This is a genomic window from Micromonospora sp. NPDC092111 (genome assembly GCF_044755745.1).
Classification (GTDB): domain Bacteria; phylum Actinomycetota; class Actinomycetes; order Mycobacteriales; family Micromonosporaceae; genus Micromonospora.
The window spans coordinates 127220-140578 of the sequence record NZ_JBIVRQ010000002.1 but is presented as its reverse complement, the minus strand read 5'-3'; the positions used below and the strand labels follow the sequence as shown (position 1 = coordinate 140578).

At 67.4% G+C, this 13359-nt stretch carries 15 protein-coding genes and 1 tRNA gene; 12 read left to right on the top strand and 4 right to left on the bottom strand.

What is annotated here, in order from left to right; genetic code table 11:
• Window positions 1–70: 70 nt before the first annotated feature.
• Window positions 71–1969: a hypothetical protein gene (locus ACIQG9_RS06700; protein WP_400398919.1), complete on the bottom strand. Its 1899-nt coding sequence runs from the start codon at window positions 1967–1969 to the stop codon at window positions 71–73.
• Window positions 1970–2407: 438 nt separating this feature from the next.
• Between ACIQG9_RS06700 and ACIQG9_RS06695 the strand changes: the two genes are divergently transcribed.
• The 12 genes from ACIQG9_RS06695 to ACIQG9_RS06640 all read left to right on the top strand — a co-directional run bounded on the left by ACIQG9_RS06695 (window position 2408) and on the right by ACIQG9_RS06640 (window position 11320).
• On the top strand, window positions 2408–2803 hold the full coding sequence (locus ACIQG9_RS06695) for a transcriptional regulator (RefSeq protein WP_400398918.1): 396 nt from the start codon (window positions 2408–2410) through the stop codon (window positions 2801–2803).
• Between the two features lie 181 nt (window positions 2804–2984).
• Complete coding sequence (locus tag ACIQG9_RS06690; RefSeq protein WP_400398917.1) at window positions 2985–4580, top strand: FtsK/SpoIIIE domain-containing protein; 1596 nt, start codon at window positions 2985–2987, stop codon at window positions 4578–4580.
• Window positions 4577–4831: a hypothetical protein gene (locus ACIQG9_RS06685; RefSeq protein WP_400398916.1), complete on the top strand. Its 255-nt coding sequence runs from the start codon at window positions 4577–4579 to the stop codon at window positions 4829–4831. The genes ACIQG9_RS06690 and ACIQG9_RS06685 overlap by 4 nt, the downstream gene beginning before the upstream one ends.
• Window positions 4832–4836: 5 nt before the next feature.
• On the top strand, window positions 4837–5025 hold the full coding sequence (locus tag ACIQG9_RS06680; protein ID WP_400398915.1) for a hypothetical protein: 189 nt from the start codon (window positions 4837–4839) through the stop codon (window positions 5023–5025).
• Window positions 5022–5204 carry a hypothetical protein gene (locus ACIQG9_RS06675; RefSeq protein WP_400398914.1) on the top strand — a complete coding sequence of 61 codons (183 nt, stop codon included), beginning with the start codon at window positions 5022–5024 and terminating at the stop codon, window positions 5202–5204. Before ACIQG9_RS06680 ends, ACIQG9_RS06675 begins: the two co-directional genes overlap by 4 nt.
• Window positions 5201–5743, top strand: a complete 543-nt coding sequence (locus ACIQG9_RS06670) for a DUF2637 domain-containing protein (RefSeq protein WP_400398913.1) — start codon at window positions 5201–5203, stop codon at window positions 5741–5743. Before ACIQG9_RS06675 ends, ACIQG9_RS06670 begins: the two co-directional genes overlap by 4 nt.
• Entirely contained in the window at window positions 5740–7515 is a 1776-nt protein-coding gene (locus tag ACIQG9_RS06665; protein ID WP_400398912.1) for a replication initiator, read from the top strand. Before ACIQG9_RS06670 ends, ACIQG9_RS06665 begins: the two co-directional genes overlap by 4 nt.
• A complete protein-coding gene (locus ACIQG9_RS06660) occupies window positions 7512–7697 on the top strand; it encodes an AlpA family transcriptional regulator (RefSeq protein ID WP_018784531.1) in 186 nt (61 codons plus the stop codon). Before ACIQG9_RS06665 ends, ACIQG9_RS06660 begins: the two co-directional genes overlap by 4 nt.
• The gene (locus tag ACIQG9_RS06655) at window positions 7694–9130 is read left to right on the top strand and encodes a tyrosine-type recombinase/integrase (protein ID WP_400398911.1); all 1437 of its coding nucleotides are present in this window, start codon (window positions 7694–7696) and stop codon (window positions 9128–9130) included. Before ACIQG9_RS06660 ends, ACIQG9_RS06655 begins: the two co-directional genes overlap by 4 nt.
• Before the next feature lie 77 nt (window positions 9131–9207).
• Window positions 9208–10497, top strand: a complete 1290-nt coding sequence (locus tag ACIQG9_RS06650; protein WP_400398910.1) for a pentapeptide repeat-containing protein — start codon at window positions 9208–9210, stop codon at window positions 10495–10497.
• A 76-nt stretch (window positions 10498–10573) separates the two neighbouring features.
• Window positions 10574–10655 (top strand) — tRNA-OTHER (locus tag ACIQG9_RS06645).
• Between the two features lie 125 nt (window positions 10656–10780).
• Entirely contained in the window at window positions 10781–11320 is a 540-nt protein-coding gene (locus tag ACIQG9_RS06640) for a hypothetical protein (protein ID WP_400398909.1), read from the top strand.
• Here ACIQG9_RS06640 and ACIQG9_RS06635 read toward each other — a convergent pair.
• Genes ACIQG9_RS06635 through ACIQG9_RS06625 form a run of 3 tightly spaced genes read right to left on the bottom strand, consistent with a single transcriptional unit; the run spans window position 11253 to window position 13050 of the window.
• On the bottom strand, window positions 11253–12686 hold the full coding sequence (locus ACIQG9_RS06635) for a tyrosine-type recombinase/integrase (protein ID WP_400398908.1): 1434 nt from the start codon (window positions 12684–12686) through the stop codon (window positions 11253–11255). The two genes, ACIQG9_RS06640 and ACIQG9_RS06635, sit on opposite strands and share 68 nt — an antisense overlap.
• Complete coding sequence (locus ACIQG9_RS06630; protein WP_187691360.1) at window positions 12683–12886, bottom strand: AlpA family transcriptional regulator; 204 nt, start codon at window positions 12884–12886, stop codon at window positions 12683–12685. The genes ACIQG9_RS06635 and ACIQG9_RS06630 overlap by 4 nt, the downstream gene beginning before the upstream one ends.
• Complete coding sequence (locus tag ACIQG9_RS06625) at window positions 12883–13050, bottom strand: hypothetical protein (protein ID WP_400398907.1); 168 nt, start codon at window positions 13048–13050, stop codon at window positions 12883–12885. Before ACIQG9_RS06625 ends, ACIQG9_RS06630 begins: the two co-directional genes overlap by 4 nt.
• Between the last annotated feature and the right edge of the window lie 309 nt (window positions 13051–13359).

Sequence of the window (13359 nt, the reverse complement as noted above, 5' to 3'; positions counted from 1 at the left end):
TCGGTATCCAGGCATGCTGCCGTTAATCGCACTAGGGAGGCGGCATGTTTAACGCGAGCATCGAGAAGGGCTAAATGTCATTCCAAGGATGTTCGCAGGCGCCGTCTATGTCCAGCCCATATCGCCGCAATTGCTTTGCCTGGTCTAGGTGTCCATCATTGAAAAGCTCTTGCGCCCAGGCGGATAGGACGCCGCGCTGCTCAGTGTTTGCGGCCTGCAAATAAAGTCCGATGGCTAGGTCGCGTTTGCCCAAAGCCCAAAGTGCGTGGGCTTCAACAAGGACACAGCCGTTTATGGCCTTGGTGGGCCGGCGATAGGCTTGGCCATCATCGGATGGGCGAGCCCATGCCGTGCACGCCGCGATGAATGACGTAAAACCCTCTGGCGGGCCTGTAAGACACAAGCCCTGCTTGTAGGGGGGAAGGTCGGCTGCCCTCTCGGCTGCGGCAACTCGTAGATCTAGCATTTTCGTCTGGGTATCAACAGCAAGGCGCTCCAGTGCTGCCCGAGTCAGGTCCCGCTCTAGCTTGTACCGATAGCGGCTTTTCGCTGCTCTAGCCAGAGCAATCATGTCGTCTGGATGACAATGCAGAGCGGCTTTCCAGAAGCTTGGGGGTGGGAAGAAGTAGCGTCGGGCGTCTCGTCCGACCTGATCCACATAGTCCGCTAGCCTGTACAGCTTAGGGGTGCCTCGGTTTTTGGGCCCGTGACGCCTGAGCACCCCTAAGACACCTCGCCACGGCTCAGTAAGGTAGCTCATCGAGTCTTCGAACCATTCCTCCCCAACTCGATCCCATGTTTCTTTATCCATATACCCTGGTGCTGCACTGCGCAAGAATTCCTCAGAGAGTAATGTGCCGTGACCAAGACGTCGAGCGTCTATGGCGGCACAGGCAATCGCCTTTACTTCTTCGCCGCCTCGCTCGAATCTGCGGAGCAGCTCGAACGACCCTGCGAGAAATTGAGTGATCTTCCCGCCGTGGGCCTTGGCGTGAGCAAGAATGAGTCTCGGGTCACTGCGCAGCAGGTCCTCCTGTTCGCTAAGTTCACGAGTGCCAAACTTCATGGGAACGTCGATTTCGGAAGACGACTGTAGTAGGTGCCTTACCTCGGCGTCCGAATCGAGCAGCGCGTCCCATTCTTTCTTCCAAATTGTTCCTAGGGCGATAACAGGTCCGCGGGCTGGTGCTGATACGATCTCTTGAAGGGCGGATGCGACTTGGCGGCCCAAGCCTCGCGGGAAGTAGAGCTGCAACTCATTCAGCCAGATTATTGTGTTCGGCGTAATTGCGCCTGACGATAGGGCCTCAAGTATCGCTTCTGGTCGGGTGGGTGAACGGGGGTGCCAGATGCGCCACTCGGGAAGGGTCTTACGGATCGCCTCCCAGCAGGATCGAGTTTTGCCGCTGGTTGATTCGCCAATTAGTACAACGAGTCCACCTCGCTCGGCACGCCAGAGAAGTTCGCTCTCCAGTCGATCGTCGTGCGTGCGCCTCAGGTAACGAGGCAGCACTTCTCCCCTTGAGCCAAGGTCTCCAGTGGTAATTGATCTATGCACTTCTAGCTTTAGTGCATATTCTTCATCCAGTTCTCCGACCAGATCTCCGATACCCGTCGCGGTCAAGGTTGTTTGCTGCAAGGGGCGTCTCTCTCCGGGGGGTCTGCCTCCCCGATTAGCCCGAGACTCTTCCCATGCCTCTTGTCGCCGCTTCTTCCACCAGTCGATGGAGTGGGATGCGTAGCCATTAGCAATGGCGGCAGGATGAAGCAGATTGACCAGGAACTCGACCGGCTCGCCTTTGCTGGGAACGGACTTTCCGGCAAGCCAGTCGCTGAGGGTGGTGGAATTGAGTCTAAGGCCCTGCCTGCTCGCCTTCCGGATCACTTCTGCCTGTGACGGGCTGCCTGCCGCCTGATAGAGGCGACGTAGTTCGGTGTGGAAGCCTGCCGCCGCGCCTGTCGACCTCATCCTTGTCCAGTCCTTCGGCTTGTCCGGCCGGAGCCGGACCGGAACGTGGCCGGACTCCAGTTTTCGGGTCGCTATGAGGGAGAGCCTCGATCGTAGCCATTGACAGTGTTGCCGGAAACCAGCCGGACGTGGATGAAGGAGAGGACGTAAGCGATCCTCTGGAGGTCGGTCCGGTTGTCCAGATTTCATTCGCTGCTGGAAGTCGGCGGCCTTGCTGCCACCACAGGCGCGCTTCTCTATGTCGGCACAGTCAGCACCGCGGCTCTGGCTGCGGTCTTTGCCCGCACGGCAAGCCGGCGTAGCGCGGCCCTGAAGGTTCTGCAGTTGCTGCTCCACAGGCGGACACGGGGCAGGTGATTACTTGTTGACTTGTCTGCCAAGTGGCGTCTACCTTGAAGTGCAACTTGGCAGACAAGTTAACAACTTGGAGGTTGAGCGATGGCTCTGCGAGGCGGCACGCGGTTCGCTGTGCGGTTCGAGGACGTGTTCCCGGCGGGGTGCGCGTTGGTGCCCGAGTCCCTGGGCGAGGTCGAGGACTACGACGAGAAGACCGGTCGGCGTTCGCCGGCCAAGGACAAGGTGACCGGCCAGCGGGTGTGGCAGGTCCGGGTGATGGACCTGGACCCTGAGCTGGGGAAGCGGTCGCGGGAGACGACGGTGAAGATCTCGGCCGACTACCAGCCGGTGCCGCCCACGGGGACGCCGTTTGAGGCGGTGGAGTTCGACGGGATGACGGTCACGCCGTACGTGAGCAACAACGGTCGGATGGCGTACTCGCTGCGCGCGACCGGGCTGCGGGCTCCGGCGGGCGTGGCCAAGAAGGCGGCGGCGTAGCCGCTTCGGGTGGGGGCGGGGCTGTCAGGTCTTGGCGGACGGCAGCCCCGCCCTCTGTCTCTTCCCCCTGCTCTGGTGAGAGAGGTAGCGACGTGTCCAAGGGTATGCCTGCCTTCGGGCGGGTGCTGGTAGCGGTCGTGCGGGGTGCGCGATGATCCGCCGGCCGCGTGGTGAGGTCGTGATGACCACGGCCGGGGATCTGATGGTGATCCGGCCGCGCCGGCTGGAGCTGCCGGTCTGGCTGATCGCGTTCGGCCTGTTGCTGCGCTGGCTGTGCCGGGGCTTGTGGTGGTGCCTGCGCCACCCGGTCACCGTCGGCCTGGTGGTGGCCGGCGTGCTGCTCTACCGGGAGTTCGGCCGGTCCGGGCTGGTCGTGCCGCTGGTCCTGGCCGGCTTCGTGTCGGCGGTGTGGCGGTGGAAGCACGAAGCGTCCTGGTGGGCCTGGTGCGCAGGTCCGCTGCTCGGTCGGGTCCGGCAGGTGTTCGTCTACCGGCGGGCCTGGCGAGAGGCCATGACCCTGTGCGGGTTGACCCGCACGTATGACCATCGCGTCGTCCTGCCGCAGCTGCTGCGGGTGCGCTCGGATCAGGCGCTGGACGTGTTGACCATCCGCATGGTGCGCGGCCAGACCCCAGAGGAGTTTCAGCGGGTCACGGCGAACCTGGCGTACGCCTTCGGCCGGCGGCACGCCCGGGTCTACTCGGAGCGTCCGGGGGAGCCGTCGGTGCGTACCGGCTACTGGGCAATGGTGCTTGGTGCGGTGGACCGGCTGCGGTTCCGGGACCGCCCCTCGCTGGTCTACCTGGTGCTGGTCCGCACGGACGCGCTGCGCACGGTCGTGAAGCCGTTCGACGTGCCGCCGGTGCCGGACTTCACCGCGCTGCCGCTGGCTCGTCGTGAGGATCTGCGGCACTGGTGCCTGCACCTGCTCGCCACGCACGTGCTGATCGGCGGGGCCACCCGGTCCGGCAAGGGTTCGGTGCTGTGGTCGCTGGTGCGGGCGCTGGCTGGCGGCGTCGCCTCCGGGCTGGTGCGGCTGTGGGTGATCGATCCCAAGGGCGGCATGGAGTTCGCCATGGGCCGGCCGCTGTTCGCCCGGTTCGCCTGCAAGTCGTTCGAGGCGATGGCAGACCTGCTCGACGAGGCCGTGGCGGTGATGCGGGAGCGGCAAACCCGGCTTGCCGGCGCGGTGCGGGTGCACACTCCGACCGAGGCTGACCCCCTGGTTGTGGTCGTCATCGACGAGATAGCGGGGCTGACCGCGTACCTCCAGGACGTCGACCTGCGAAAGCGCATCGCGTCCTCGCTGGGGCTGCTGCTGTCCCAGGGTGCCGGGGTCGGCGTCCTGGTGGTGGCCGCGTTGCAGGACCCGCGTAAGGAGGTGCTGCCGTTCCGGGACCTGTTCCCGACCCGCATCGCGCTCCGCCTGACCGAGGCTGCTCAGGTTGACCTCGTGCTGGGCGACGATGCCCGCAACCGGGGTGCCCTGGCAGATCAGATGCCCCGGTGGGCAAAGGGCGTCGGGTACGTGATCCTCGACGGCACGCCGGAACCGGCCCGGGTCCGCTTCTCGTACATCTCCGACGACCACATTCGCGAGCTGGCCACCGACTACCCGGCCCCGGCCGACGCGGCGGACATCCTCGCCCAGGTCGGCCGGGAGACCGCCGACGAGCCGACCCGACCGGCATTGCCTCGGCCTCCTCGTGGGCCGCTGCTGCCGGACTCGCTGCTGACCTTCCTCGAACGGGACAGCGACGGGGGTGAGCCGCGGTGAGTGCTTCGACCTTCTACCGCCTGCGCGCCCCGAACCCCGACGGCGCGACCAGCACCGCCGTATCCGTGCGCGTCGACCCGGACCGGCCGGACCCGTACCCGGTCTATCTCGCCGTCGGCGGTGGCCGGCGCCGCATGCACCTGACCCCCGACGAGGCGTGGGCGCTGTGGCGCTGCCTCTCCGAAGCGGTCGCCTCCCTCGGCGAGCCGCCCGACCACATTCGTACCCGCGTCGCCCCGGCCCGGAGGTAACCCCGATGTCCCTCAAGCGCTTCTTCCTCGGCACCCACCGACTCAAGCCGCTGCACATCGACCTGAACGGCTCCCCGGACCGGCTCGCCGCTGCCCTGCACGGCCTGGCCAACATGGTCCACCGCCGCCGCGACCTCGACGGGCAGCGCATCCGCATCACGATCGTCATCCGCAACCCCGAGAGCGACCGATGAACGCCTGCATCCTCACCACGGCTGACCAGCCGCACTGCACCCGGACCGGGGTCGTGGAAGTCGTCGACCTGTCGGGCCAGCGGGCCTGGGGCTGTCCCACCCACGCCATCCGTGCACTCCGGACCGTCGAGGGTGCACGCATCGTCCGCGACCTGCGCAAGGAAGGAGAGCAGCGGTGATCCGCGCTCGTGCCGAGTCCGGCGCCCGGCTGCTGATCCTGCTCGCCGTCGGGGTCATGGCCGGTGCTGCCGCGTTCACCCACGTCCACGATCTGACCGTCGCGCACGGCCAGCCCGACTGGATCGGCTGGGCCAACGCAGTAGCCGTCGAGCTGATGGCCATCTACCTCGGGCTGGAGATCCGCGCCCGGCGTCGGGCTGGTCGACCGGTCGGCATGGTCGGCGTGCTGCTGGTCGCGTTCGCCCTGCTGTCCCTCGCCGCCCAGGTCGCGGAAGCCGAACCGTCCATCTGGGGCTGGATCGTCGCGGCCGTGCCGTCGCTGGCCTTCCTCGCCCTGGTCAAGGTCGTCCTGTCCGGCGCGTCGGCCACCCCGCCGGCTCCCGAGCCGGACCAGCCGCAGGCCGACTGGTACGCCGAGCCGGAACACGTCGAGCCCGTACCGCCGGCTCCCGTGGTGCCGTCGACCCCGGCCGCGGTGCTGCCCCCGCTCGGCGTCGTCCAGCCCAACCGGCCACAGGTCGTCGGGATCATCCGATGACCGCTCCGACCCTGCCCGGCCTCGACCTCGCCGCCCCGGCCCCGGTTGCTCCTCGCCCGGGGTCGCGGGCGGCCCGCATGGCGCTGCCTCGCTCGGTCGACGTGCTCAAGCAGATCGCCACCGAGTACGGCGTCTGCATCCGACCGCTCGCCATGCGCCGCACCGACCTCGACACCGGCCTGACCGAGGTCATCGACCTGCCCTGCGGGGCCACCCGCGAGGACAAGTGCCCACCGTGCGCCAAGAAGAACCGCCGGCTGCGGCAGGCCCAGATCCGCGAGGGTTGGCACCGCGACGACGAGCCACTACCCGGCCCGGAACCCGCGACCGAGGCACAGAAGTCTCTGATCCTGTTCCGGGCACATCTGGAGTTCTCCCGCGACGAGGCGGTCCGCGCTGCCCAGTGGGAGCAGGTCGCCGACATCGACGAGGCCATTCGCGAGGTAGAAGAGGCCATCGCCGCTGAGGGCCTGCGCGGGCGCGTCGGGCCACCCCATGCGGGTGCCGATGAGGACCAGGACGACGAGCCCGGCCGCCGACGCAAGCGCTCCACCAAGCGGCGCCAGGATGCCCCCGACCTGCCCCGGCGCAAGGTCGAGCGGCGCACTGTTGGCCGCACCTACGCCGCCCCGGACGGCTCCACCTACCGGCCGTCGATGTGGCTGACGCTGACGCTCGACTCGTACGGCCCGGTCCGCCCGGACGGCACCCCGCTCAACCCCGACCGATACGACTACCGCCGCGCAGCCTGGGACGCTGTGCACTTCCCTCGCCTGCTGGACCGGTTCTGGCAGAACCTGCGCCGCTGCGTGGGCTGGAACGTCCAGTACGCCGGCTGCGTCGAGCCGCAACGTCGTCTCGCCCCACACGCGCACTTCGCCATCCGGGGCACCATCCCCAGGGACGTGCTGCGCACCGTGGCGGCGGCGACCTATCACCAGGTGTGGTGGCCGGCGGTCGACGTCCAGCGGTACACCCTCGACCGGCTCCCGGTCTGGGACGAGCAGGCAGCGGCGTGGGTCGACCCAGACACCCACGAGCCGTTGACCACCTGGGCGGAAGCCCTCGACGCCATCGACGACGACCCGGATGTCGAACCGGTGCACGTCGTCCGCTTCGGCGCCCAGGTCGACGCCCGCGGCGTCATGCCCGGCACCGAGGATGCCGAACGGACCATCCGGTACGTCACGAAGTACATCACCAAGCACACCGGCGACTGCCACAAGGCGACCACCGACCGGCAGCGTGCACACCTCGACCGGCTCTGGCAGCAACTCCAGGTCACGCCCTGCACCGACCGGTGCGCCAACTGGCTGCTCTACGGCGTCCAGCCGCGCAAGGCACACGCCAAGCTCAAGCCCGGCCGGTGCAAGGGCAAGGTCCACCAACGGGACACCCTCGGCATCGGCGGCCGACGCATCCTCATCTCCCGCGACTGGTCCGGCAAGACCCTCGCCGACCACAAGCACGACGTACGGGCCTGGGTCCGGGCACTGCTCGGTGCCACCACCGACAGCAGCACGGCTGGCGGCACCGGGCAATTCGTAGACGACCAGGCCGACACCACCGAACGGGTCCGGCACGCCTGGGAACTCGCCCGACCCGACGACCCCGACGTGGGACCGCTGTCCCACCGGCTCATGCGCTCCATCAGCGAACGAGCCCGCTGGCGGGCCGAACTGCTCGCCGCCAAGGACCGGGCCGTGCAGGGGCCGCCAGATCTTTCGGCAAGTCAGCACGAGGCGCAGGACATGGGGGAGGAAACGCAGTGAACGAGGAGTTGTTGACCGTGCCGGAAGTGCTCGCCGAGCTGCGGGTACCGCGTTCGACCTGGTTCTACTGGCGGCAGACCGGCAAGGGGCCACGGGTGATCAAGCTCCCGAACGGGCAGCTTCGGGTTCGCCGGTCGGCGCTCGGGCGGTGGCTCGGTGAGCTGGAGCAGGACGCGGCGTGAAGAGCTACGAGGTCCAGATCTGGGAGATCGGCAAGCGTGCTGACCGGAAGGCGCGGCCCTGGCGGGTCCGCTGGGCAGTGGCTGGCCGGCGCTTCGAGGAGATGTTCCGTACCAAGGCCCTGGCGCATTCGTTCCGCGCCGAACTGGTCCAGGCGGCCAACGCGGGGGAGCCCTTCGACCCGGCCACCGGCCGACCGGTGTCCGAGGCGAGGACCAAGAACCCCACCACCTGGTACGCGCACAGCCGCGCGTACGTCGAGATGAAGTGGCCCCGGGCGGCGGCCAAAACCCGGCGGTCGATCGTCGAGGCGCTGACCTCCATCACGGTGACCCTGACCCGGCCGACCAAGCGAGGCCGACCGGATGACGCCCTGCTCCGTGAGGCCCTGTACCTCTACGGGCTCAACCCGCGTCGCTGGTCCGAGGAGATGCCGACCGAGCACGCGGCGGCACTGGCCTGGCTTGAAACGGCGTCCCTGCCGGTCGTCGAGCTGGACTCGCCCGCGATGGTCCGCCGGGTCCTCGACAGCCTGTGCGTACGCCTCGACGGCAAGCCCGCGGCTGCCTCCACCGTCCAGCGGAAGCGAGCCACCTTCTACAACGTGCTCGGGTACGCCGTCGAGCTGGAGCTGATCGACTCCAACCCGGTCGACCGGGTCCAGTGGACGGCTCCGGAGGTGGCGCAGTCCATCGACCGGCGGGTGGTGGCGAGCCCGGCTCAGGTCGCCGCGCTGCTAGAGGCGGTGAAATCTCTCGGCAAACGTGCCGACAAGGTGACGGCGTTCTTCGGCTGTCTCTACTACGCGGGCATGCGGCCCTCCGAGGCGGCGGACCTGCGGCGGGACGACTGCGACCTGCCCGGCCGGTGCGTCGACTGCGGGGCCGACTTCGACGACCTGGCGGCGGTCAAGCCGTCTGCGTCCTGTGATCACGGGAAGATCGAATGTCGCTGGGGTCGCCTGGTGCTCGCCGGTACCTCGCCGCGCGCCGGCTCCCACTGGACTGATGACGGCGGCTCGCACGAGCGGCGCGGTCTCAAGCACCGGGCGCGGCAGGAAACCCGGACGGTTCCGATCCCGCCTCGGCTGGTCGAGCTGCTGTGCGCGCATGTCGAGAATCACGGCGTTGGCCCGGATGGCCGGTTCTTCCGGGGCCTGCACGGCGGGCCGCTGTCCGAGTCGGTGTACGACCGGTGGTGGAAGCTCGCCCGCGAGAAGGCGCTGACCGAAGCTCAGGCAGCCTCGCCGCTCGCCCGTCGTCCCTATGACCTACGTCACGCGGCGGCCTCGCTGTGGCTGAATGCCGGCGTCCCGCCGACCGAGGTTGCCCGGCGCCTGGGCCACGGCGTCGCCGTCCTGCTCCGCGTCTATGCGAACTGCATCGACGGGGGAGACGACACCATGAACGACAAGATCGGCGACGCGCTCGGATGAGCTTGCTGTCTGCCTGGGCGAAGTACGCGGACGTCCTGCTGAGCGTTGGTGTGGACGAGGTGCGCTAGAAGGAGGGGGTGGAGTTGCCTGCGCCGCAAGACTCAACCCGGCCCGAGGTCCGTGTCGAGGTTGGTTCGATTCCAGCCACTGATAGTCGCGTGCCAGAACTGCGGCTCTGGGGCATCCGTCGGTCAATCGTTTTGGCTGTTGGAGCCGCGTTGCTGCTGGTCGGCGGCCTGATCGTTGCGGCGCTCTGGTACGCCGGTTGGCCTGGCCTTGAGCGGGATGCAACCGTCACAGCCGCCACGCTGTTCGACCTCTTGAAGCTCGTCTTCGCCGTTGTGGCGGGCGTCGGCGGTGTCGCAGCCTTGGTGGTTGCCTACCGTCGGCAGCGAGTAGCGGAGCACACAAACGCGCTGGCGGAATTCGCTCACCAGTTAGCGCACGCTGCTGACCTTCGTGCCGAAGTCACCAAGGCTCTCGCTGAGGCGGCCGACGAACGAGCAAAGATCGAGACTGACCGCAGCGGTGTTCGGCTCTTCAACGAACGCTTCGCCAAGGCCTCCGAGCAACTCGGGTCGGAGAAAGCGGCCGTACGCCTGGCGGGCGTCTACGCGATGGCCGGTCTTGCTGATGACTGGCGGGAAGGGCGACAGACCTGCATCGACGTCCTCTGTGCCTACCTCCGCATGCCCTACACCCCACCGCCGGATGCTTCCAATGAAATGCCGACACCGGCCGACGGCCAGGCACCGATCGTGGACGCGGACACGGCCCGGGCCGCTCGCGAGGAGCGGGAGGTGCGTCATACGGTCATCCGCCTCATCGGAAGGCATTTACGCCTTGCCGAAGACGATGCGGCCTCGTGGTGCGGCTACGACTTTGACTTCACGGGCGCAGTCTTCGACGGCGGGCACTTCTCGGGTGCGACGTTCAGCGGTGGGGAGGTGTCCTTCGTCGGGTCGACGTTCAGTGGTGGGCGGGTGTTCTTCGACGGGGCGACGTTCAGTGGTGGGGCGGTGTACTTCGATGACGCGACGTTCAGTGGTGGGTGGGTGTTCTTCGAGAGGGCGACGTTCAGCGGTGGACCGGTGTTCTTCATCCGGGTGACGTTCAGTGGTGGGCGGGTGTCCTTCGACGGGGCCACGTTCAGTGGTGGGCGGGTGTCCTTCGAGGGGGCGACGTTCAGTGGTGGGGCGGTGTACTGCGACGACACGACGTTCAGTGGTGGGCGCGTTTCTTTCGTCGGGGCGACGTTCAGCGGTGGGGAGGTGCTCGTCGGCAAGACGAGCTTCCAAGTCCCACCCAAGTTCGACGATTGGCCCACCGGCCGTCCTCCGGCCGGCCTGGTCCTGCCAGGAGCATGAGTACCTGTGGGCGTGGGCAGATGGTGGGCGGCGAGTAGGCCAGCGTCGACCTGGCAGAAAGAAATAGCAGCTCAGAGGCGTTGACCGGGACAAGATCGCGGACGCCCTGTAAATCCGTCGCGAAAGCTACAGAGGTTCGAATCCTCTACCCGCCACCAGGTGCACAAAGAGGCCCCTGACCAGCGAGAACGCCGGTCAGGGGCCTCTTCCGTGAGTCTCACTCAGTCCCGCTTCAGCCCGCTCGATCTCGCTGGCTGTGTCGCATACGTGTCGCCATCTGATCGTGCTTGCGAGCGAGCGGCAGGATGGCGGGATGGCATGGGACTGGCTTGCTCCGGTGGTGACTGGTGTAGTCGGAGTCGTCGGCATCGCGGGCAGTGTATGGACGGCTGCGTCGGCCCGGCGTAGCCAAGCCGAAGTGCTTCGCGACCAGGTTGAGGCGGAGTCCCGGCGGGCATACTTGGCAGACAAGCGGGTCACCTACGCTCGGCTGCTCTCCGAGTTGACTACCTACGTTCACACGTCCGTTCAGCAAAAAAACCACCAGCCTCATGCTGAAGCGAACCCCGAGGAAGTCGCCCGCTATAACCAACTGTTGGAGGAAAATTCCGGGCAGATGATTACGGTGGGGCAGGTTATAGCGGAAGCCGAGCTAATTGCAGAACCGGCTGTAGTGGAGTTAGCTCGCGAGTTGGCCGCTGAGCTTCTCGCCCTCGCGATGGAGGGCGAGGACGGCGATAGAGCAGGCGAGCTTCTTACAGCCCTGATCCAGGCAATGCGGGAAGACCTCCATCCTGGCCATGGTTTGCTAGCGCCGCCGTGATCCGGCGGCGTGCAGCATCTTCCTGGCCATAGACGCACTTGGCGTAGACCCGCATGAGGACGTGGACGCTGTGCCCGGCCCACTCTGCGACCTGGGTAGCCGGCACCCCGGCGTTGAGCCAGAGCGACACGGCCGCGTGCCGGAGGTCGTACGGTCGCCGGGCTAGCGGGGAGCGCTGCTGCGCCGGGGTGAGCACCTTTGCCCGCGCGTCGCGCCACGCCTTCCCGTAGGTGTTGTTCGGGATCGGTTGGCCAGCGGTGGGCACATACCGCCCGCCGGGGCCGCGCCGGGTGACGAACAGCTTGCCGTTTGATCCCGGCGGATACTCCTTGACGTGGTGGTCGAGCAGCCGCACGAGCGGCGGCGGCACCGGCACATCCCGAGTGGCGGCCTTCGCTCGGTGCTTCAACTCCCGATCCTCGGCCGTGTCGTCCCCGTCGCCCCAGCCCCGGCCCACGGTCACCGTCGAGCCGGTCAGGTGCAGTACGCCCCACCCGTCAGGCTGGGCAGGCCGCTCGTACTCGTCCTCCCTCAGGTGAAGCACTTCCTCGGGCCGCAGCGCGGCGTAGTACATGCATCCGAAGAACGCTTCCAGCTCGGGCACCGTTCGGCCGACCTCGGCGAGCAGCGCTCGCGCTTGATCGGGGTTGACCACCGCTCCCCGGTCGATCTCATCGGCCGTCTTCGGGGCGGTCCAGCTCACCAGGGTCATCGGGTGCGTGTCGAGTAGTCGCAGCTCAACGGCGTACTTGAGAGCGCCGGAGAAGACTGCCCGCTTACGGGCGATCGTGCTTGCCGAGGCGGGGACACCATCCATTCGCAGGGCGAGCGTGTCGAGCGCCTTCCGTACCAAGGCAGCGTCGGCGAGTGCCGTCAGATCAACGGTGTTGGCCTTGATCCAGCGAACGGCGGTGGCCAGGTGAGCGGGCGGATCGCCAGCGTCGCGGCGAGTCTTGTTGAACACCCACCCGTAGAGCGCGGCCCTTAGCGCCTTGTCGCTGGGTACGCCCCGATCCGTCGCCAGCAGCGCCGGTGTGACGGTGGCCAGCGTCTCGGCAATGCCCTTGCGATGCTTTGCCGACGCGCGAGGCCACTTCATGTCGACGTAGGCCACTGCGTGCTCGTACCACGAACGGGCGTTGAGAGCGCGGGCCATGGGTTCGGGCAGGCCGCTGGCCTTGTCGAACGCGACGCCTTCCCGCTGAGACACCACCAGCTTCGACCGGTAGCTCTCGGCTAGGGCGCGGGTTGCGAACGTCTTTCGGAATGGCTCGCCGGCCACCTTCCAACGGACCACGTACGAGTAGCCCTTGGTGAGCTGGTTTTTGAGGATGCCGTGTACGCGTACGTCGTAGGTGCTGCTCATGCTGCCTCTTCGTGGTCGTTGAGCCAGTTGTCCAGGTCGCGGCGGCGGACGTAGAGGCTGCCGTTGGGGTACTTGATGGTTCGGGGTGCGCGGCCGGTGGCCTTCCAGCGGAAGAAGGTCGAGCGGGGTACGCGGAGTTCGTCCAGGACTTCGGCGAGGGTGAGCAGGTTCCCGGTCGGGGTGCGGCGGGCGGTGGTCATGGGCGGGTGTCCTCCCTCGGGGTGGCGTGGAGGTAGATGCGCTGGAACATCGGGGAGTGGCGGTCGGGGTAGGGCGGGGAGACGTGGCGGATGTGCAGCACTCGGGCGAGGGCGTCGAGTGCTGCGGCTGTTTCAGCGGGTGTGCCGTGCAGCCTGATTCGCACGGTGAGCGCCTTCCGATCGGTACGGGTCGCATGTGGAGGGTCGGTTAGGCGGTGCGGCAGAACGGCGTAGGGCGGCCCGCTGAGAGCGCCGTAGAGCCAAGATCCGGGCTTGCCCGGTGTAAGGCGTAGGGCGTGGTGCTCTCAGGCGCTCTCAGTGGGCCGTTCCGGGGTGTCGGCGGTCGGGTCGGCGTGGCCGTGCCGCCGGAAGGGGCCGGGAGGCGTTGACACGTTGACAATCGGCGGCCGGGCGACCGTTTCCGCAGGTGGGAGCGGGCGTAAGGGTGTCAACGGGGGCCGTTGACAGGCGTT